The following is a 20,469-nucleotide window of genomic DNA, read 5'->3' as shown; positions in this document are numbered from 1 at the left end:
TAGCGCATGCCGTTTGAGTCGTTTCAAGATCTGATAACAATGCTGGTGGTTATTCTCGTGCTCCAAGTGAGCTTGGCATTGTTGTTAATTGGTGTGCGCAAATGGCGACCAACACGCTATCAACGCTATCCGCGCATTAGCCTGCCACCAACCAGCGACGAACGCCATCAATTTCAGTTGTATATGTCGGGCGAAGAGCTGTTTCCGGCCATGCTGCAAGCGATTGAATCGGCGCAGCGCCTGATTTTGCTCGAAACTTTTATTTTCAAAGGCGATGATTTAGGCCACAAATTTCGTGAAGCCTTATTGCGCAAAGCTCGTAGCGGCGTGGCCGTGTATGTAATTATCGATGGATTTGCTAATTTGGTGGTTCCGCGCAAATTCAAAAAATTTCCGCCCGAAATTCAACTGTTGAGCTATCCGGCTTTTCCGCGTTTATCGCAGATTTTCGATATTGGTTCGTATGCGCGTGACCATCGCAAACTGTTGGTTGTTGATAACGAAGTAGCCTTTATTGGGGGCTACAATTTGGGTGAATTGTATCGCACTGAGTGGCGCGATACCCATGTGCAGGTGCGTGGCCCGATTGTGCGCAATTTGGCCGAAATGTTTGCTTCGCAGTGGAACCGCTATCGTCGCCGCCTAACGCGCTTGCACATCGACCTCGAGTTGGAATGGCAATCCACAGTGCGGGTACAGCGCAACGACGCTGGCCGCTTGGTTTTTCCAATTCGTTCGATGTATCTTGATGCAATTGAACGAGCTGAACGCTTTGTTTACATTAGCAATGCCTATTTTATTCCTGATCGGGCGATTTTAGAGGCCTTAGTAATGACCGCGCGGCGCGGAGTTGATGTGCGCATTTTGGTTCCAGCAGAATCGAACCATGTGCTGGCCGATTGGCTGGCACGGCATTATTTTGAATTTTGTCTGCGCCATGGGATTAAAATTTTTCTTTACGAAAATGCCATGATTCATGCCAAAACCGCTACAATCGATGGAATTTGGTCAACGGTTGGCACGGCCAATCTTGATCGGCTGAGTTTAGCGGGCAACCATGAAATCAATCTAGAAATTTATAATGCCGCCTTTGCTGAACGCATGCAAGAAATTTTTGCCTGCGATATGGCTAATGCCCGTGAATTAACCTTGGCCGAATGGATTAAGCGCCCATGGTATACCAAAGCCGCCGAGTTGGTGCTCTCGCCGTTATGGCCAATTTTGTAGAAATGGAGCAAGCATGCTCAAACGCAACGAATCTTTAGCCTTTGGTCGCCCATTTTTGATTACGGTGATTGCAATTGGCTATGTTTTGACTGCAATGTTGGAAGTTGCAGTCGCCTTGTATGGACGAGTGCCAGCATTCCTTGAACAATTTATTTTGTCTGACGATCCGTTTTTACTGATTGTGACCGCATGTTTTCAAGTAATGATGGGTTTGGCACTCTTCCAAGGCTGGCGGGTCATGTGGTGGGTGGTGATTGGCAGCGCCTATCTTTCAATTGGCAGCTATATTTTGGATGGGATATTGGGTGAACGTTGGGCTTGGGGCGGCATGTTGTGGAATGTGGTTGTGCTGGCCTATATGAATTCGCGCGATGTGCAGGCCTTTTTTGGCCGTGAAGTTTATTATTGAGGTTGCAAGGCTTGCGCGATCAAGTGCTCATCAGTTTCATGCTGCTGCAAAAAATCGCTCAAATGTGGGCTTTGTCGCCAGCGCAAGGCCATCGGCGCGACTGCTTTGATATCGTTGGGGGTAGCGCGAACCCGATCATCAGCCGCCGCCCGCGCCCGCGCCGCCTCAAGCAATACGATTTCGGCGCGATGTGATGGGATTGCCAATTGGGTAATGACCTGCATGGCATAGCGTTCAGCAGTTTTGGTTAAGTGAACTTTAGGTAATAATTCGCGAGCTTTGAGCACATCGAGGCGTAATTGGGTGGTTGCTTGGGCGTAGGCCATGCGAAAAGCTGTGCGATCTTGGCGAAAGGCGATTGCACGGCGATAAATTTCTAAGCGTTCGCGGGCGTTTGGCAGCGGCCCAACCCAAACCCGCAAGCCCAACCGATCCAAAATTTGCGGGCGCAGCCGACCCTCTTCAGGATTCATCGAGCCAATTAAAATCAAGCGACTCTGATAAAGCTTGACCATTGCCCCACGGCGCACGAAGGTTTGGCCTTGCGCCGCAGCATCGAGAATCGCATCGACGACAGCGTGATCAAGCAAATTAATCTCATCAACATACAGCAAATTATGATTTGCCCGCGCCAAAACTCCTTCTTCAAGCACCACCCGCTGTTGTTCGATTGCGACCCGCTCGTTTAAACCACCAACCACGTCTTCTAACCGAGCGTTGAGGGGTAGCTCGATTAAGCGCATCAGATCATCTTTGAGCCGTGACTCACCGCGTGCCAAAAAATCAAGACAGGTTGGGCAAAGATCGCTCTCGTCATCGGGGGGGCAATTATTCTCGCAGCGCGACCGTTTGACCAAGGGCATAATATCGAGCAAGCCACGCACGGCGGTGGTTTTGCCAACGCCATAGGGGCCACTTAACAAAACCCCACCCACCGCTGGATTGACCAAGGCTAAGGTGAGCGCTGTTTTAAGCTCACGCTGGCCGACAATTCCGAGCAGTGGATAGGGCAAAAGCTCATTCATGAGGCGCTTTATTTCTCGCTAACGCTGCGGGTAGCCGCAAAAATTTCGAGAATTTCGGTGATGGCCTGTTCGCGTTCGCCCTCGTTGGGTGAGCGAATGGCATTGGTCACGCAGGTTGAGAGATGGCGTTCGAGCACCAGGGCATCGACTTTTTCGAGGGCACGTCGAATGGCCAAGGTTTGGCGCAGCACATCGATACAATAGGCATCCTCTTCGAGCATGCGTTGAACGCCACGGACGTGACCTTCGATGCTTTTGAGTCGCCGAACTAAGGCTTCAGTTTGTTCATCGATCATGAACTTGACCTACTATGCCGCTTCTGCCGCAGCGCGGGCCTCGTTGACTGGCCGTTTTAAGAAGGCGTGAAGCACCTTGTTAAACTGGGCTGGCTCGTCGAGGAACGGAAAGTGGCGACTTTCAGGCATTACAAACACCTGGGTATTGGCCATATCGCGCTGCAAGAAAATATCGGCCTGATTGGGATTAACAATATCGTCGCGAGCACCATGAATAATCAGGGTTGGAATCGTCAATTGCTCAAGTTCAGGCCGCAAATCGGTGCGCATCATCGAGCCAACTGCGCGGCGCAAACTCTCTTCGGTGGGCTTAACGCTATCGTCGAGAATTTCGCCATAGGCCGTATCGTTGACATTGCCTAAGAACCAGCGAAACAAAAACTTGGTGACAACTGGCACTCGCGCCATTGCTCGCGAAACATACTGATTATCGGTGAGTTTGAGCAAGCCTGAAAGCGATGTACCAACGATCGGAGCACCAATCGCCGCAACTCGGCTAATCCGATTGGGGTGGCGGATTGCAGTTTTGAGCGCGACCATGCCGCCCATAGAGTGGCCAACCAGTGGAACTTTATCGATGCCCATTGCATCGAGAAATCGAATCACTTGATCAGAGAAATTGGTAATGCTAATGCTCTTGGCAGTACTCGTTTTATCTGAATCACCAAAACCCCAAAAATCGAACGAATATGTGCGGAAATCTTTGGAGACGAATTCCATCGTCGGCATCCAGTATCGCCACGAACCGAGCCAGCCGTGGAGAAATAGGACTGGACGACCACGCCCAAAGGTCTCGTAATGCACAACTTGGTCATCAATGACGATTACGCTCATGGTGATGCTCTCACGTTGCAGACTGCTGTCAACCAAACTATACCATACCGCCTAAAGCTCGGCAACGCGGTATTGCCAGCAACAATTGGTTCATGGTTGAGTGGTCGCTGTAGTGTACCCGTGATAGCACGTTTATGTCAATTCTCAAAAGTAGGATCTACAAGGGGGACTTCTGGGTCAATTGTAGGTTGGGTTTGTCGGGTAAAATGGCAGCCTGTGGTGTTGCTCCAAAGGTGAGTTGTATGTCAGATTTTCGTGCTCAGATTCGGCACTATATTCGTGAACAGGCTTTGCCAATCGATAAGTATAGCCATCAGCCGCGTTTGTATCAATTAATTTCGACCATCGGCCAAGGCCTGAGCTATGATGATGATGTGGTGTATGCTGCGGCTTGGTTGCACGATTTGGGTGTATTTATCGGCCATCGTCCGGCTGAGCCTGAGGCATTGGCGGTTTGGGATAATGTGGCTTATGCCTTGGAAAAAGTGCCCGCCTTATTGCAGCAATGGCAGTTTCCGCCAGAAAAAATTGAGGCAGTGTTGACAGCGATTGCCCAACATAGCCCACAGCAAACGCCAACAAGTATTGAAGCAACTTTATTGCGCGATGCTGATATATTGGAGCAACTAGGGGCGGTAGCAATCTTACGAATTGTCAGCAAAGTTGGGCGCGATACTCGATATCAAACCTTTGAGCAAGCTTTGGCGACCTTAGAACATAATCTGGAGCATTTGCCGAGCCAGCTGCGTTTGTCCAATTCGCAACAACTGGCGCAAGCGAGAATTGCAGTGTTGCGCCAATTTATTACGGCTGCCCAAGCCGAAGCGCAAGGGCAGCCGTGGTGATTTAGGGCTGTTTGAAGTATTTGATCCAATAGACCAAGCCTGCGGCCAAGCCAATGCCCAGCACTAAGGCGATGCTAAACCAGAGCAATAATGATGGTTCAGGCTCAGCAATCGCGATTGGCACAGGCTGAGCGGTTGGTGTTTGCTCCTTGAGCACTGGTTGCTCCAAATCGAGCGTATCGGGCGATGACGTACCATTTTGATCAATCAGCGGGCTATTCAAGGGACTACCAGCCAAAGCGGTGGCTTGCTCGGCGCTCATGCGGGCCATATCAGCAGTATCGCTGATTGGGAGCGAGCTATAGGCCATGGGTGTTGGATAACCCTCAATCATCGCTGGAGCTGCACCACCAACCATCGGCTCAGTTGGTTGCTGCATCAGTGCTGTATCTTCGGTGGTAGCCGTAGTTGGTTGGCCTGGATCGGCTGGGCCACTACCCATCGGTGGGGCGTCAGCACTCGTGTTACTATTTTGAGTTGCCATGCGATCTGAAACCCCATTGGCAGTTTCAGGGTTAGCCATCTCAGCAACTGGAGCCATGGTCATTGATTGTTCAGATTGATTCGTCAGTTGCAAGCCAACCGTGAGCATTAAGGCGAATGCCCCAACCACACCGACCCAACGCATCCAACCGCCGAGCCAGAAGCTGCGTTTGGGTGCATGGATTGCTGGATCGAGGGTGAAACTGCGGGGTGGACGAACAGGCGGGAGTTCTTGCAACAACGCCTGCATCGAGCGCAACTCGGCAAATTCCGCAGCTAAACCATGGTCGTGCTCAAGCTGTTGATCCAGTTGAGCTTGCTCGGCGGCGCTAAGCTGACCATCAAGGGCTGCCGAAAGAAGTTCTTGTTGTTGTTCAGATATTGGTGTCATTGCATACCCACTTGTGTAGTCATATCAAGCTTAACGTTCGGCAGTTGGCAAAAGTTCCCGACTTTTAAGATAATCGCGTAACTTTGCCCGTGCGCGACTGAGCCGCGATTTGACCGTCCCCAGTTGGGTATCAGTAGCCGCCGCGATTTCTTCGTAGGCAAAGCCTTGAATATCACACATAATTAAGACTGCGCGTTGATCTTCAGGCAAGGTTGCTAAGCCTGCTTGAATCGCTGCCTGCAACTCGCGATTGATCATATGCTGATCGAGCGGCAACGATTGGTCCTCGAATTGCTCGCCTGGACTATCATCATCGCCAGCGAGCAATTGATCCATCGAGGTGGTACGGCGGCGTTTTTGTGCTCGCAACACATCGTAGCAAGCATTAGTGGCGATGCGCAGCAGCCAAGCGGCAAACGAGCCTTCGCGAAAACGCTTGATCGCCTTAAATGCTGAGATAAAGGTATCTTGGGCTACATCGGCGGCGCTATCGCTATCGCCAAGCATACGATACGCCAAGCCATAGACTCGCCCTTCGTACATCCGCACTAATTGATTGAAGGCTTCAACGTCGCCATCTTTGGCGGCGCTAACCCATTGTCGTTCTGCATCGGTCATGCAGGCCATTCCCCCACGCCCATAACGGGTTCTGCTCCAAAAGGTGGTCGGAAGCAATAGCCCATATCATAGCATATCAACCGCTCATTCGTTAGTATCAGGACCCAAGGGTTTGCGCAAAAGGTCAAGAAATAGTTGAGCGGCATTGGTAATATGGCGGTCACGATGATGCACGACGTTATAAACGCGGCGGGTTGGTACATTGGCTAAATGAATTTGGCGCAAACGCCCAGCCGCCACTTCGCGCCGCACGGCCATGGCTGGCACTAAGGCGATGCCCAAGCCAACCTCAACCGACCGCTTGATCGCCTCTAAATTGCCTAGCACAATTGGCTGTTTGGGGCGAATTTGCTGGGCATTGAGCAATTCGCTGACGCTGGCTTGCAAGGCTGAGCCTTCCTCGCGCAAGAGCATGCGTCGCCCGTGCAAGGCCTCGATGTTAATTTGTTTTAAGCGTGCCCATGGGTCATCAGGGCTGACAATCACGACCAATTCAGTCGTCAAAAACGGCATAATAATCAATTGAGTATGCACAATTGGCGAGCCAACCATGGCCAATTCAAACTCGCCCGAAATGACTTGAGCCAGCAATTGTTCAGTGTTGCCAGTGCCAATATGCACCACAAACGCAGGGTGTTCCCAGTTGAAGCGTTGCAGCAAATCGGGCAGGGCATAGGTTGCCAAGGTATTGCCAACGCCTAAGAGCAAGGTACGTTCGCTTTGACCAGCGGCGGCCCGCACCGCTTGCTCAGCAATCCGTTCGAGGGCGATCATTTGCTCGGCATGCGGCAAGAGTGCCCGCCCAGCCGCTGTTAGCTCAATTCCACGGCTTAGCCGCTCGAATAAACTAACACCTAATTCGCGCTCAAGGGTTTGAATTTGCTGGCTCACGGTCGGTTGAGTTAGGTCAAGTTGCTCGGCAGCACGGGTAAAATTGCGACTTTGAGCCGCTGCCACAAACATCCGTAATTTTTGTAAATCCAACATACGTGTTCTCGCTGTGTTGATTGTGGCCTGCACTGTAGCATAAGTTTAAGCCGATCAAAAATCGCAGCACCTTAGCGATGCTGCGATAGATACTTGGTTGGTGATTAAGGATTAAGGATGAATGTACTTGCGTTCTTTGGTGACTAAGCGGCCATCACCAGCATTGACCTCGACCTTGAGCATAATTTCATCGCCAGTTTTATAGGTATCAGGAATGTTGAAGCTGGCACGATATTGGCCAGAAACCTCTTCGGCGACTTCACCATAAAAGCTGCTAAGTTGCTCTTTTGAAGGGGTTTGGTAGATCATGGCTTTGGTATCGCGCTGCAAATCTTCCAACAATTTACCATCAAATTCAGGGCTGGTGAGGCCGATGATGTAGGTTGGAATTTTGGCTTTATTGGCTTTGGTTACGATGCTGTCGTAATTATCGCCCTTGCTGGCAGTATCAGCGCCATCGGAAATCAAGACGATGAAGGTTTGGCCTTTGGCACGGCGCAATTGGGTATAGCTAATTGCCAGTGCATCGTAGATTGCGGTTTGACCTTCGGGTTTAAGCTCGGTGATACTTTGGCGCACTGCTTCAAGATCCTCGGTCAGTGAATGGTCAACCGTCACCAATGTGCCAAAGTGAATCAAGCCAACATTGGCATTTGAGGGCAGATGATCGAGGAAATCGAGGGCTGCAATTTTAGCTGCATCGAGGCCGCCATCGGTTAATCCCTCTTTGCTTGGCCCCATGCTCCCGCTAGTATCCATCACCAACATAATATTGAGCGGATCTTTGACCCGCGAGAGATTGACCCACGAAAAACCTTCGATCGGGTTATTATTTTGAAAGACATTCACATTTTGGCGCGGCACATCAGTTACCACGCCAGTTGGGCGCATGATGCTCAAGTACATATCGATTTCGGGGAAGCGAGTATCATCAATCCGATTAATTTCCACCCCATCGATATCTTCTAGCTGTACCAAACCGTCGCCCGTATTGCCTTGGTTAAAATCGGTAGTTTCGCCGTTTGCTTCGGCTGTTCCAAACGTGGTATTTGGTACGGTATCGCGGCGCGACAAAACATAGATTACCCCCCACATAATTGCTGCAGTTGCGATTGCGCCCGCCAGCCACTTCAAGTGGGAAGGTTTCTTTTTGGCAACTGGGGTAACTTTGCCCGACAACCAATCTTGGATTTGCTGACCAAGGTCTTGGGCGCTTGGGCGTTGGCTGGGATTAGCGGCTGTAGCTCGTTGCAAAATGCTGCGTAATGTGCCATCAATCGCTGGTAGCATTGCCAAAGGGTTACCTGCTGGAGCAAATTGACCACTAAGCATCCAGGCGATCAATGCTCCGATGTAGTAGATATCGCATTGAGGGCTGGGCTGTTCGTTGATTGGCAAGAGTTGGGCTGGAATCGGCCCAGCTTTTTGTCCAGCACTGGGATCAATTTTTGGCACGATTGTGCCTTGCGAACCAAGGTCAAGCAGGCTTGGCCCATACTGATTGCTGGCAGTAAGCGCGGTGCGTTGGCGATGATTAAATTCAGCAGTTTCAATTAAGCCCAAGGCATATTGGGCCGCAACCTGCGCTGGCAAACTTCCGGCTGTATCCAATAGTTGTTGGAGCGTCAACGACTGCACATCTAAAATCGCTACTTCACTGCCCGCTTGGTCGGCAATTTGAACAACCATTTGTTGTTTGCGCAAGGCATCAGGAATGCGGCTTTCCCACCAAACAAGGTGCGGAATACCCGATTTTTTGGCCATAAAAAAACGACGATGGGTTGATTGCTTGCCACAAGGGCCAATCATTTCAAATGGCGAGGGCAGCGATGGGTAGGTTAACGTAGACATTGCCTCTACACTTTCTACATTTATTTCGTATCAGGGGAGATTTTTTCTCAAAGGCGATTATATCATGCTATGCAAGCCCCTAGCTATGCGATAATACGCTTATGAAGAAATTTAAACGCCCAAAAATTGTAGCCTTGGCCGTCCGCCTCACAATCACGATGGTGGCGGTCAGTGTCTTGCCATTGGCATTAATTGCATTGATTATTCTGCTGGGTGTCCGTATCAGCGAAGCCGATCGCCGCAGCTTAGAATTAAATAATCAGCTTGAATTGTATGTGGCCTTTGCTGAGCAATTGATTGCCAGCGATGGCGATTTGCAATCAGCCAGTAATATTTTGTTGAGTCGGCCAGTTGGGAGTGGTGATGGTGCGATTCGGGTATTTGGTAGTGCTGGCCAGATTTTTGGAGCCAATGGCTCAAACTCGGCTTTTCCCAGCCGTGCTGCCGCCAGTCAATTTGTGACCAGCATTCCAACGGTGTTTGTGGCCGAAACTCGTGGTCGGCGCTATGTGGCGGGCCAAGTGCGTTGGCAGCAAAAAGTTGTGGGGGTAATCGAGGTTTCGCAAAGCGTCGAAGATGAAGATCGCTTGTTGCGGGTGTTGATTCGTTTTGTGTTTATTTCGATTGGTTTGGCTTTTGCGGCGGCCTTTTTAGGCTCTTCGTTGGTGGCTCGTTGGTTGGCTCGGATGATTGGCCAATTGCGTGAAACGGCTGAGCAAGTGGCCAATGGCGATTTGACTGAGCGGGCACTTGAACGCGGCCCCGCTGAATTTGTGCAATTAGCACGTTCAATCAACACCATGACCGACCAATTGGCCGAGCGTTTATCGCGGATCGAGCAGCAATCTGAGGCTCAGCGGCGCTTTTACCGTGATGTTTCGCATGAATTGCGCACGCCAATGATGGCCTTGGGCGGCTACTTGGAAAATATCGAGGATTCCGAGAACGCCGATGAACAAGCTCAATCGATTCGCGCAATGCAGGCCGAAATTGCCCGTTTGGCCCGTTTAGCCGATGAGCTTTTGCGCAGCGATGCCCAACCAAGCCTAACCCTTGGCCCCAAACAAACCCTTGATCTTGGTGCGATGATCCACGAGTTGGTGCAGAATTTGAGTGGGCGGGCGCAGCGGAGCGGGGTTGAATTATTGGCCCAAGTTCCGCCGCGCCCAATTGCAGTCGAGGCCGATCGTGATCGCTTGAAGCAGGCTTTATTAAATTTGTTTGATAATGCTTTGCGGGCCACCCCACCTGGCGGCCAAATTAGCATGCGCGTCAGTTTGACCGCTGATCAGGTGGTGATTGATGTGCAAGATACTGGCGAAGGAATTCCGACGGCTTTGTGCGAGGCGATTTGGGAGCGGGGAGTGCGTGGCGCTGAAGGTGGCTCAGGCTTAGGCTTAGCCATTGTCCGCACGATTTTGCGTGCTCATGGTGGCGAAGCTCTGCTGATTCCCAGTGAGCAAGGTGCCCATATTCAATTAAGATTGCCAATTGATGGGTAATGCTGGAGCCGTTTTGATGCAACATCTCATAACTGCTGACGATTGCCAAGGTTGCTATCAGGCTATGCTTGAGCGTTATCCACTTCAGCACGTAACCATCAACGGCCACGAATGGGAGTTTTGTGATACTGGCGGCGATTTGCCTGCCCTATTGATTTTGCCTGGTGGTTTGGCTCGCGCCGATTTGGCCTTTCGTTGGCTGGCCCGTTGCCATCAACGCTTTCGGGTGATTAGCCTGACCTATCCTAACACGATTCGTAAGCTCGCTGATTTGGCCAAAAATCTACAAGCCCTATTTGAGCATTTGCAAGTTAAGGCGGCTTGGATTGTAGCTGGCTCGTATAGCGGCTTGATCGCCCAAGCGGTTTTGCATTATCGCCCGCAGTTGGCCTTGGGTTTGCTGCTTTCCGATACAGGTGTGCCGCGCCGAACCCGTTGGATTTGGCTGACCCTGCTCCAACCGTTGGTCGCGATCTTGCCGTTGGGCTTAGTGCGGCGCTTGTTTTGGCATGGTACACAGCAATTTTTGCAGCCGATGGCTGCTAGCTTGCGGCCATTTTGGGCCGAGCGCTTGCACCACAATATTCACCATTTGCAGCGCCACGATTATCTGAGCTTGTTGGGCTGGTGGCGTGAGCTTGATTGGCATTTGGGTGCGGCCCGCTGGCATGGCAAGTTGGCAATAATTGTGGCTGAAAACGATAGTTTGTTTGGGCAGCGCGATCAACAGTTGTTGCGCCAATATTATCCAGCTGCCAGCTACCAACTCATGGTTCACGCCCAACATTGTGCCTCGTTAGCGCAAATTGATCAGTATATTGATTGGGCTTTGGCTTGGATTGAGGTTGCCTGATGCGTTGGTTGGCTTGGTGCTATCTGCTTGATCGCTGTTGGCGTTGGCTGGTGATTCGACGGTTTTTTGCTAAACCCAAACCGCCAGCACCCAAGCATTGGCCAAGTATTGATCTGATTCAGCCATTAACCCACGGGGTGTTTGATTTAGCCAAAACCTTGCAACAGCGTCTCGATTTGCGCTATGCAGGCCAACTTCAACATTATTGGATTGTCGATCAAGCTGATAGTCAAACATTAGCAGTGTGTTCTGCTTTACAGAAAAAACATTCTGAGCAGCGCATTACCATTATCCAAGTTGCGCCAGATTGGGGCCAACGCGCTTCGAAGTTGGTTAAATTGCAAGCTGCGCTAGCCCAAGCCAACTCTGAGGTGCTGTGGTTTATTGATGATGATGTCAGCTTGCCCGTTGATGGCTTGAGCCAAGGCCTACCCTATTTGTTCCAGCCGCAGGTTGGGGCAATGTTTGGTTTGGCTTGCTATGTGAATTGGCGCAATTTACCGTCGGCGTTGATGAGCAATTTTGTTAACGCTAACGCCTTGCCCAGCTATATCGGCTTGGCAGCTTTGACCGAGCCATACACAATTACTGGGCATCAATTTGCTTTGCAACGCCATATTTTTGAACAAATTGGCGGGTTTAGTGGCATGCAAGGGCGAATTGATGATGATCATGAGTTAGCGCGGCGGGTGCAGGCCCATGGTCTGCGCAATCTGCAAACGCCATTAATCTATCAGGTCGATAATTATTTTGTAAATTTACCAGCCTATCTTCAGCAAATGCAGCGTTGGTTTACGATTCCTCGTGTTCTGATGTTGCCTCATCTAAGCCAGCACGACCAATTTGTGACCAGTTTGACCAGCCTTGCCCAGCCGATTCCCACAATTTTAGCCTTGGCACGCATGCGCCAGCCAAAACTATGGCCTTGGCTGGTGGCATGTTTATTGGCGCAATTGAGCTTGCAGGGTTGGCAAATTCGGCGCTATTGCCAAACCAAAGCGCCATGGTGGGCTTGGCCACTGAGTATCATTGGTGCGTTGCTTGATCCCTTGCTGATGCTGTGGGGGTTGCTGGGCGATGATACGATTGTTTGGCGTGGTGAGCGGATTCGGTTGCGGCGTTCGGCCTCGGCTCAGTGGTTGGGCAAGGAGCAAGATCATGATTAAACGAGCGTGGATGGTGTTGTGTGGTTTGATGCTTGGCCAACGCTGCTGGAAATGGTGGCAGGTTTGGCGCTTTTTTGGCAAGCCTACCCCGGCTATGCAACACGCGCCAGCAACAACTTTGGTGAGTTTGCTCCAGCCAATTTTGAGTGGCGACCCGCATTTGGCCACATGTTTACGCGCCAATTTGAATGCTCCAAGCAGCTATAAGCGCGAATGGCTATGGTTAATTGATGATGATGATCAGTTTGCCCAAGACCTTTGCTATGGATTGCAAGCTGAATATACCGAGCAAACGATTCGGATTATCAGCTTGCCAGCCCCAGCCGAGCGGGTTAATCCCAAAACCTTCAAGCTGATTGCGGGATTGCAACAAGCCCAAGGCCAAATTATTTGTGTGCTCGACGACGATACCAGCCTGCCAGCTTATGGCTTGGAACAATGCTTGCCATGGCTTGATCAAGCGGGCGTGGGCTTGGCCTTCGGTTTGCCCTACTATCGCTCGTTCGATAATACTTGGTCGAGTTTGGTGGCATTGTTTGTTAATAGCAATAGTTTGCTGACCTACGTGCCTTATAGCCAAGTGAGCGAGCCATTTACGATCAATGGGATGTTTTATGCCATGCGTCGCGAAGTTTTGGAGCAATTGCATGGCTTTACTGGCCTAGAACATATTTTGGCCGACGATTTTGCGGTGGCGCAGCGGGTGCAACAGGCAGGCCTGCGCTTACAGCAAACCAGCATGCGCCATGCAATTCGTACCACCGTAACCAATGCCCAACGCTATCGCAGCCTAATCCAACGCTGGTTTATCTTCCCGCGTGAATCGCTGTTGCGCCATTTGAATTTGCGCGAACGCAGCTTGCTGTTTTGTTTGGCGATTGTGCCCACGCTGTTTCCATTGGTTTTGGCGATTGTGACCGTCTTGCGCCCCAGCCAACGTCAACGCTGGTTTGCAGCAAGCTACACCCTGCTTGGCCTGATCAGTTTTATTCAAATTGATCAAGCCTACCTAGAGCAGGCCACGCCACGGCGCTATTGGCTGTTCGTGCCATTTTTAGAATTGCTCATTCCGCTGCAATTGATTCAAGCCTTGCTTGCGCCGCAGCGCATTGTTTGGCGCGGCCATGTGATGGATGTGGAAAAAGGCGGCGCGTTTCGCTTTGTGCAACGGAGAAACGAGGAATCAGAGGGCAGGAGCTAGGTAGAAAGGCTCTCTGCGCCTCTGCGTTAAGGTATTGATCCACTAAGAACACGAAGCCCACGAAGGCTGAATTTTAGCCACGAATGATTATGCTTATTTCCCTTCCTAACATCAGATTTCTAGTTCCTACAGTTTAAATTTCCCGATCCCCGACCCCCAACAACTGATCCCTAAGCTGTTCCCGCTCCTTAAATTGGGTTTGATAGAGCTGGGCGTACAAACCATCCTGGGCTAGCAACTCGCTATGCGTGCCACGTTCGAGCACCCGCCCTTGATCGACCACCAAAATCAAGTCAGCCGCCAGAATTGTTGAAAGCCGGTGGGCAATCACAATACTGGTGCGATCTTTGAGCAATGGTTGTAGCGCAGCCTGAATTAATGCTTCTGAGCGTGAATCGAGCGCCGAGGTCGCCTCGTCAAGCACCAAAATTCGTGGGTTTTTGAGAATCACACGGGCGATTGCAATCCGTTGTTTTTCGCCACCCGAGAAGCGATAACCACGTTCGCCAACCACAGTATCATAGCCATTGGGCAGGCTGGCAATCAAATCGTGGATATTGGCAGCGCGACAAGCGGCCTCTAATTCCACATCAGTGGCATCGGGTTTAGCATAGCGCAAATTAGCCCGCAAGCTCTCGTGAAAGAGAAATGTTTCCTGGGTGACCATGCCAATCGCTTGGCCAAGACTATCAAGCTCCAACTCGCGAACATCAATTCCATCAATCAACACGCGGCCCCGACTAGGGTCGTACAAACGTGGCAACAAATAGGTTAGGCTCGTTTTGCCCGCACCGGATGGCCCGACCAAAGCCACCAATTGGCCTGGTTTAGCGATAAAATCAATATCGCTCAACGCCCATTCACGGGTAGTAATTGGGCTGATAACAGTGGTTTCTTGACCATCGCGCGAACTGAGACTATTGATCTCATCGGCCTGATAGCGAAACCAAACATGCTCAAATTGCACTTCGCCGCGAATAGTTTGCAGCATTTGGGGTTGTTTGGCATCAACAATTTCTAACGGCAAATCGAGAATTTCAAATACGCGCTCGAATGAAACCAATGATGAAGCTAATTCGACCCGCGTATTGACCAACGTGGAAATTGCGCCATACAAACCAGGCAAATACAAGGCCAAAGCAATAATATCGCCAGTGCTAAAATTATCCGAGGTGATTGCGAGATAGCCGCCAAACCAATAAACTGAGGTCACGCCAACTGCGCTGACCAAGCCAACCATCACAAAAAACGAGCGCATGACCAAGGCGGTGCGAATGCCGAGGTCGCGCACTTCGCCAGCATGTTGGCTAAATTTGGCGACTTCATCGTTGCGCCGCCCAAAAATCTTGACCAACAATGCACCGCTAACATTCAAGGTCTCGCCCATCAAGGCATTCATTTCGCCGTTGGCCTGCATTTGCGAGCGGGTCAAGTTGCGCACAATGCGCCCAACACGGCGGGCTGGCAGCATAAACAATGGCAATACCAACAAGGCCAATAAGGTTAAACGCCATTCGATCGTCAACATAATAAACAGCGTGATGCTAACGGTAATGACATTGGTGATTAACGTGATCAGCGTGCCAGTAACCGCCCGTTGCGAACCAACCACATCGTTATTAAGCCGCGAAACCAACTCGCCTGATTTGGTGCTGGTGAAAAAACGCAAGCTCATGCGCTGCATATGGCTATACAATGCCCGCCGCAAATCAAAAATAATTCCTTCGCCAACTAACGATGAATGGCGACGCTGCAAAATATCCAGCAAACCGCCGATCAAGGGAATTGCGACTAAGCCAACAGCAACTAGATTTAAGCGCCCCAAATTACGTTCTGGAATCGCCACATCGATCAAATGGCGTACCAACAACGGCGTAATCCGATCCAACAAGGTTCCGATGAAAATTGTAATTAAGACCACAATGATGCCGCCGCGATAGGGTCTGGCATAACCCCATACGCGCTGCAACAACATGCGGCTGATGGTGGGTTGTTCGTCCTCATTGGCGCGAACAAACCCTCGCCAGCCTCCACCATTCATGCAAACTCCTTCGATGTTCTATTTTTGGGTGTGCGTATTAATGTCATGCTAACACGCCTAGGCCCAGAGCTTGCTATACTTAAGGTTAGAATTTTCTGTCCATGCGGACAGGAACATTGAACAAGCATCCCCTTGGAGGATACCGATGATCTTCGACCCTTTGTATTTCGTTTTTGCCATCCCTGGTATGTTGTTTGCTTTCTGGGCACAGTGGTATGTCAAATCGACATTTAGCAAATATGCCAATGTGGCCAATATGCACAACATGAATGGCTTTGCGGTGGCTCAACGTTTGATGAACGCTGAAGGCCTAAACTATGTGCGGGTCAATCAAGTTGCTGGCCAGCTAACCGATTTCTACAATCCTGCCGATAAGTCGATCAATATTTCGCAATCGTCGGTTAACCCTTCGGTCGCGGCGATGGCAGTTGTTGCCCACGAATTGGGCCACGCACTGCAAGACCGCGAAGGCTATGCCATGTTGCGCTTGCGCAGCTCAATCGTTGGCATTGCTAACATTGGTAGCAATATTGGTACGTGGCTGGTGATGTTGGGCTTGATGTTTGGTGCTGCTTCACGTAGTGGCGGCATTGGCTTTACCATGGCCTTGATTGGCTTAGTGCTGTTTGCTGGCGCAGTGCTCTTTACCTTGGTAACACTGCCTGTTGAATTCAACGCTTCAAGCCGCGCCAAAAAAATGCTGATCGCCAATGGCTTGGTTAGCCCGCAAGATCAAGCGGCGGTTTCCAAAGTGTTGAATGCTGCTGCTTGGACTTATGTTGCGGCTGCGGCGCAATCAATTTTGACCTTTGCCTACTTTGCATTTCGGGTTTTTGGCGGTCGCCGCGACTAAAAATGCTATACTAGGGCGTAGCAACGCTTGTTGATTTAGGAGGAATAATTAATGGATGATGATTTGAAACGCCGCATTGTCTATGGTTTGTTGAGCTTGGCCTTAGGAACCTTGGCCACCCGCTTGGCCTTATACCTGACCAACAAAATCTTGGGCGAACCAGAAACCGTCTAAAAGTAAATCAAGCGAATGATGTTGAGAGGCGTAGCTTACGCCTCTTAATTTTTTTAATTCTGCTATCATACCCGCGAGATTGGCTCAAACATAAGGATGCTGCAATGAATCAAACGCTGGTAAATCGCTATCAGATTTTAGCAACGCTTGGCCAAGGTGGCATGGCGACGGTTTATCGTGCCCGTGATTTGTTGCTCAAGCGCGATGTGGCCTTAAAGCTTTTACGGCCTGAGTTTGCCAATAATCCTAGCTTGAGCCAGCAATTTAGCACCGAAGCTCAAACCGCCGCCCAATTGAGCCATCCCCATATTGCACGAATTTTCGATGTTGGCTACGATCCAAGCAGCGGGCCGTTTTTTGTGCAAGAGCTGATCGAGGGCCAAAGCCTTGATCAATTGTTGCCCGTTGCCGCGCCCCAATCCCTGACATGGACGCGTGAAATTGCCCTAGCCTTGGCCGCGATTCATCAACAAGGCTATGTGCATTGCGATGTAAAACCGCAAAATATTCGTATCAATGCCGATGGCCATGCCATTTTGCTCGATTTTGGGATTGTGCAAGCTATCGGTACAACCAACGCTGATCAAGTTTATGGCACGCCTCAATATATCGCGCCTGAACGGGCCGAGGGTGGTGCAACCACCGAGGCCAGCGATATTTATGCCTTGGGAATCATGTTATATGAGCTATTGACAGGGCGGGTGCCGCTTGATGGCGATTCGGCGTGGGCAATTGTGCAACGCCATTTGAATGAAGGTGTGCCCGCCTTGCGTCAAGCCTTGCCTGGCACCGCCACCGCAATTGAGAATTTGATCAAGCGTGCGACTGAGCGCGAGCCAAGCCAGCGTTTTGCCTCAGCCCAAGCCTTGGCTGGCGAGATCGAGAGCATTCAACAGGGAGCAAATTCGGCCACGATCGCCATGCCAGTGCGCCAACGCTCAACTGTTTCGATTCACAATATGGAAACCACAGCGGTGCGCGTGCCTCCTAAAACTGCGGCTTTGGTGCAGGCCAAGCCTCAGCCAATGCCAACCAAAGCCTTGCTTGCCAACCCCAAACCTGCCGCCAAAAAACAAATTGGCCTAACGTTGGCAGCCTTGGCCTTTGTAGTGCTGATTGCTATCGCCTTTGCCAAACTCAGTGGCGATCCCCAACAACCAAGCGCTAGCGGCAATGCAACGACTGTTGCTCAACCAAGTGCTACGCTTGTGCCAATAGCTGAAGCAACGTCAACGATTGTGGCCGAGACCACCAGCGCCCCAGCTCCCGAACCAACCATCGCCAGCCAACCTTTCCCAAGCATGCCCAATTTTGTTGGGCTAAAACGTGGCGAGGCCGAGCAGCAAGCACGCCAATTGGGGCTAAAAATTAATTTTATCGAAGAAGCCAACGAACAAGCCAAAGATCGGATTTTGAGCCAAGAGCCAGCCGCTGGTAGCCCAATCGCCGAAAATAGCCAAATTACTTTGGTGATTGCGGTCAAAGAAGCCAAAAAGCCTAAGCCACCTGGCCCAGGCAAAGGCAACGATGACGATGACGATTAGTTGCAAGAGTTTAGGGATCAGGGGCTAGTTGTCAGGGAGCAGAACAAAAGGGGATTAGGCTTTAACGCAGAGGCACAGAGAAGCAAAGTACTCATTTGATCTGAATAATATTTGCAATGAAAACAAAACTGTGGCTGATCAAAAAAGTTCTCTAAAGGCTGTCTCTGCGCCTCTGCGTTAAATTTTAGCAGCTACTCGGCGGCGACTTTGACCCAGCCAGCGCGTTGGACTAAAACGTCATACAACGGCTTGGGCAAACTACAAATCACATCACCATCTTTGGCAGGCAAGGCTTGGCGCAAATCGCTGCGACCAGCTTTAACTTTATTGGGCCAATCTGGCTCCCACAATGCTACTCGGCCAAGGGCAACCAATTCAGCGCCATCGCTTAATGGCAATTCGGCTTGTTCAGGCGTTTCGATCCCACCAACTGCCATCAATGGCACTCGCCCAGCTAATTTTTCAATTACCAAAGGGCTGAGCCGTTGAGTTGATTCGGGGTTGCGCATGGAGCCAGCGGCATAATTGCCCAACGAAATATGCAAATAATCCAAACGGCAATCGGCCAAACGATCCACCAAAACCAAAGTATCTTCAATCGTAATGCCTGGATTTTCGATCTCTTCTGGCGAGAAGCGATAGCCCACGATGAATGCATCGCCAACGGCTTCGCGCACAGCTTTGGCTAAAGTAATTGGATAGCGCAAGCGCCGTTCCAAATCGCCACCCCACTCGTCGTCACGGCGGTTGGAGTGTGGCGAGAAAAATTGCTGAATCAAATAGGTGTTTGCCCCATGGATTTCAACACCATCGAAGCCAGCGACTGCTGCACGTTTGGCCGCAGCGGCAAAATCGGCGATGCTTTTTTCAACTTCAGCAGCACTCATTGCGCGGGGTTCAAGGTAGCCTTGGCGTTCGGCGGCAACGGCTGAGGCTGAGCGTGGCGCTGGCTCGATTAACACCTTGGGATCAGCCATGCGTCCGCCATCGTGAATTTGCAGAATAGCAATTGCCCCTTCGGCCTTGATCGCGCTAGCTGCTTGACGTAATGAATCGAGTTTATCATCATTATCGCAGCCCCATTGATTGATAAAGGCTTGACCAGCCCGATCAACATAGCAAGCGGCAGTGATAACGGTTCCAAAGCCGCCAGCGGCACGGCGTTGCAATAACGCCACTTCACCTGGACTAATTTGGCCTTCAGGCGTGCCTGAATAGGTGGTCATGGGGGCGAGAACGAGGCGATTGGGCAGGGTAACACCGCTAACCGGCAGCGTATATGGCTCGAACAATGACATAAATTCCTCGTGGCACAATATATTGAATTACGCAGATATGCGTATCCCAATATATTGTGCCACAAGTCGATTTTGAAAACGGGCAGGCTAGAGGAGAATTAACACAAATCTTACAGAAGAGCTGATCGATTATGAGCTAGCAACGATGCCTTCGATGCCAACCCAAAAGTTATCTTTGCGAACATAAGGCCGTGAAACTACCCGCACACCTTCAACATCTTCGTTGAAAATCTGGGTAGCATTGACCAGCACGACATTTGGGCGTTCGCCGAAACGATCTTCATAAGCGAAAATCGCTTCGGCAATTTTGAAGCGTAATTCTTTACGCGGATGATCATCAAACCAAGCTAAATACACGGTCGGCCTCCTCTAGCGTTCAACGCACCACGCATTTAAGCGCACATCTTGGAAAATATTGTAAACTTGATTGTTGGTGCAACGCACCCGAAAATAGTGGCGTGGTGGTCGGGCCCAACGCGCCTCTTTGCTCCAAACTCGCTCGATCTTGGCGACCTGATGGCTGATACCACGCCATAAAAAGGCCATCGGCAAATAATTATGGCGTTTGTGGGTTAATTGAATTGGCTCAATCTGCATCTCGGTTACCCTTCGTGTTGTACTCAATCGTTGCAATGCTCCAAGCATCGTGGCTGGTAAAAGCCCAGAATCAAGCTTTCAAGCAATGGTGCGCACCGTGGATTACAAGCAGCAACTTGGAGAATTTGTGCTTCGAGTATACACGAACGGATGTGCTATGTCAATTAATTTGCACTTCAATCAGCCAAAAATGCTGATAACGCTCAGTGAGTTTGAATTATGGACTGTCCGACCCCCAACAACCAATCCCCGATCCCCTTTTCTGTTACAATAA

At 50.6% G+C, this 20,469-nt stretch carries 20 protein-coding genes; 9 read left to right on the top strand and 11 right to left on the bottom strand.

All coding sequences use genetic code 11. From position 1 onward, the window contains the following. Window positions 1-6 precede the first annotated feature (6 nt). Together LCH85_10260 and LCH85_10255 are read left to right on the top strand one after the other, a co-directional pair. The gene (locus LCH85_10260) at window positions 7-1,227 is read left to right on the top strand and encodes a phospholipase D-like domain-containing protein (GenBank protein ID MCA0352367.1); all 1,221 of its coding nucleotides are present in this window, start codon (window positions 7-9) and stop codon (window positions 1,225-1,227) included. Between the two features lie 13 nt (window positions 1,228-1,240). Beyond that, window positions 1,241-1,636: a hypothetical protein gene (locus tag LCH85_10255; GenBank protein ID MCA0352366.1), complete on the top strand. Its 396-nt coding sequence runs from the start codon at window positions 1,241-1,243 to the stop codon at window positions 1,634-1,636. Here LCH85_10255 and LCH85_10250 read toward each other — a convergent pair. Genes LCH85_10250 through LCH85_10240 form a run of 3 tightly spaced genes read right to left on the bottom strand, consistent with a single transcriptional unit; the run spans window position 1,630 to window position 3,791 of the window. Beyond that, window positions 1,630-2,661 (bottom strand): magnesium chelatase, encoded by a 1,032-nt coding sequence (locus tag LCH85_10250; protein MCA0352365.1) that lies wholly within the window; start codon window positions 2,659-2,661, stop codon window positions 1,630-1,632. The genes LCH85_10255 and LCH85_10250 overlap by 7 nt on opposite strands. 8 nt (window positions 2,662-2,669) lie before the next feature. After that, a complete protein-coding gene (locus tag LCH85_10245; protein ID MCA0352364.1) occupies window positions 2,670-2,957 on the bottom strand; it encodes a metal-sensitive transcriptional regulator in 288 nt (95 codons plus the stop codon). A gap of 12 nt (window positions 2,958-2,969) precedes the next feature. Then, a complete protein-coding gene (locus tag LCH85_10240) occupies window positions 2,970-3,791 on the bottom strand; it encodes an alpha/beta hydrolase (protein ID MCA0352363.1) in 822 nt (273 codons plus the stop codon). 242 nt (window positions 3,792-4,033) lie between these two features. On the opposite strand from LCH85_10240, the gene LCH85_10235 reads away from it, so the two are divergent. Further along, window positions 4,034-4,636 (top strand): HD domain-containing protein, encoded by a 603-nt coding sequence (locus LCH85_10235; protein ID MCA0352362.1) that lies wholly within the window; start codon window positions 4,034-4,036, stop codon window positions 4,634-4,636. 1 nt (window position 4,637) lies between these two features. On the opposite strand, the gene LCH85_10230 is transcribed toward LCH85_10235, so the two are convergent. From LCH85_10230 to LCH85_10215, 4 genes are all read right to left on the bottom strand, one after another. Further along, window positions 4,638-5,510, bottom strand: coding sequence for a hypothetical protein (locus LCH85_10230; GenBank protein ID MCA0352361.1), 873 nt, complete (start codon window positions 5,508-5,510; stop codon window positions 4,638-4,640). Between the two features lie 30 nt (window positions 5,511-5,540). Further along, a complete protein-coding gene (locus LCH85_10225; GenBank protein MCA0352360.1) occupies window positions 5,541-6,128 on the bottom strand; it encodes a sigma-70 family RNA polymerase sigma factor in 588 nt (195 codons plus the stop codon). A gap of 84 nt (window positions 6,129-6,212) precedes the next feature. After that, the gene (locus tag LCH85_10220) at window positions 6,213-7,115 is read right to left on the bottom strand and encodes a LysR family transcriptional regulator (protein MCA0352359.1); all 903 of its coding nucleotides are present in this window, start codon (window positions 7,113-7,115) and stop codon (window positions 6,213-6,215) included. Between the two features lie 111 nt (window positions 7,116-7,226). Further along, complete coding sequence (locus LCH85_10215) at window positions 7,227-8,966, bottom strand: VWA domain-containing protein (protein MCA0352358.1); 1,740 nt, start codon at window positions 8,964-8,966, stop codon at window positions 7,227-7,229. Between the two features lie 101 nt (window positions 8,967-9,067). On the opposite strand from LCH85_10215, the gene LCH85_10210 reads away from it, so the two are divergent. From LCH85_10210 to LCH85_10195, 4 genes are read left to right on the top strand one after another with little or no spacing between them, the layout of a single operon-like run. Beyond that, the gene (locus LCH85_10210; protein ID MCA0352357.1) at window positions 9,068-10,468 is read left to right on the top strand and encodes a HAMP domain-containing histidine kinase; all 1,401 of its coding nucleotides are present in this window, start codon (window positions 9,068-9,070) and stop codon (window positions 10,466-10,468) included. Window positions 10,469-10,484: 16 nt separating this feature from the next. Continuing rightward, window positions 10,485-11,321, top strand: a complete 837-nt coding sequence (locus tag LCH85_10205; protein MCA0352356.1) for an alpha/beta hydrolase — start codon at window positions 10,485-10,487, stop codon at window positions 11,319-11,321. After that, window positions 11,321-12,487, top strand: coding sequence for a glycosyltransferase (locus tag LCH85_10200; GenBank protein MCA0352355.1), 1,167 nt, complete (start codon window positions 11,321-11,323; stop codon window positions 12,485-12,487). Before LCH85_10205 ends, LCH85_10200 begins: the two co-directional genes overlap by 1 nt. Further along, a complete protein-coding gene (locus LCH85_10195; protein ID MCA0352354.1) occupies window positions 12,480-13,688 on the top strand; it encodes a glycosyltransferase in 1,209 nt (402 codons plus the stop codon). The genes LCH85_10200 and LCH85_10195 overlap by 8 nt, the downstream gene beginning before the upstream one ends. Before the next feature lie 133 nt (window positions 13,689-13,821). Here LCH85_10195 and LCH85_10190 read toward each other — a convergent pair whose 3' ends face one another. Beyond that, a complete protein-coding gene (locus tag LCH85_10190; protein ID MCA0352353.1) occupies window positions 13,822-15,729 on the bottom strand; it encodes an ABC transporter ATP-binding protein/permease in 1,908 nt (635 codons plus the stop codon). 145 nt (window positions 15,730-15,874) lie between these two features. On the opposite strand from LCH85_10190, the gene LCH85_10185 reads away from it, so the two are divergent. Together LCH85_10185 and LCH85_10180 are read left to right on the top strand one after the other, a co-directional pair. After that, window positions 15,875-16,582, top strand: a complete 708-nt coding sequence (locus tag LCH85_10185) for a zinc metallopeptidase (protein MCA0352352.1) — start codon at window positions 15,875-15,877, stop codon at window positions 16,580-16,582. A gap of 278 nt (window positions 16,583-16,860) precedes the next feature. Continuing rightward, window positions 16,861-18,300, top strand: coding sequence for a protein kinase (locus LCH85_10180; protein ID MCA0352351.1), 1,440 nt, complete (start codon window positions 16,861-16,863; stop codon window positions 18,298-18,300). Window positions 18,301-18,491: 191 nt separating this feature from the next. Here the strand turns inward: LCH85_10180 and LCH85_10175 are convergent, their stop codons facing one another. The 3 genes from LCH85_10175 to LCH85_10165 all read right to left on the bottom strand — a co-directional run bounded on the left by LCH85_10175 (window position 18,492) and on the right by LCH85_10165 (window position 20,195). Continuing rightward, a complete protein-coding gene (locus LCH85_10175; GenBank protein MCA0352350.1) occupies window positions 18,492-19,598 on the bottom strand; it encodes an NADH-dependent flavin oxidoreductase in 1,107 nt (368 codons plus the stop codon). A 129-nt stretch (window positions 19,599-19,727) separates the two neighbouring features. Beyond that, the gene (locus LCH85_10170; protein ID MCA0352349.1) at window positions 19,728-19,955 is read right to left on the bottom strand and encodes a hypothetical protein; all 228 of its coding nucleotides are present in this window, start codon (window positions 19,953-19,955) and stop codon (window positions 19,728-19,730) included. A gap of 12 nt (window positions 19,956-19,967) precedes the next feature. After that, window positions 19,968-20,195 carry a hypothetical protein gene (locus LCH85_10165; GenBank protein ID MCA0352348.1) on the bottom strand — a complete coding sequence of 76 codons (228 nt, stop codon included), beginning with the start codon at window positions 20,193-20,195 and terminating at the stop codon, window positions 19,968-19,970. Window positions 20,196-20,469 lie beyond the last annotated feature (274 nt).

It is taken from the genome of Chloroflexota bacterium (genome assembly GCA_020161265.1).
Lineage (GTDB): Bacteria > Chloroflexota > Chloroflexia > Chloroflexales > Herpetosiphonaceae > Herpetosiphon.
Note: the sequence above shows the minus strand (reverse complement) of the source record. Positions and strands in the feature narration are given on the sequence as shown.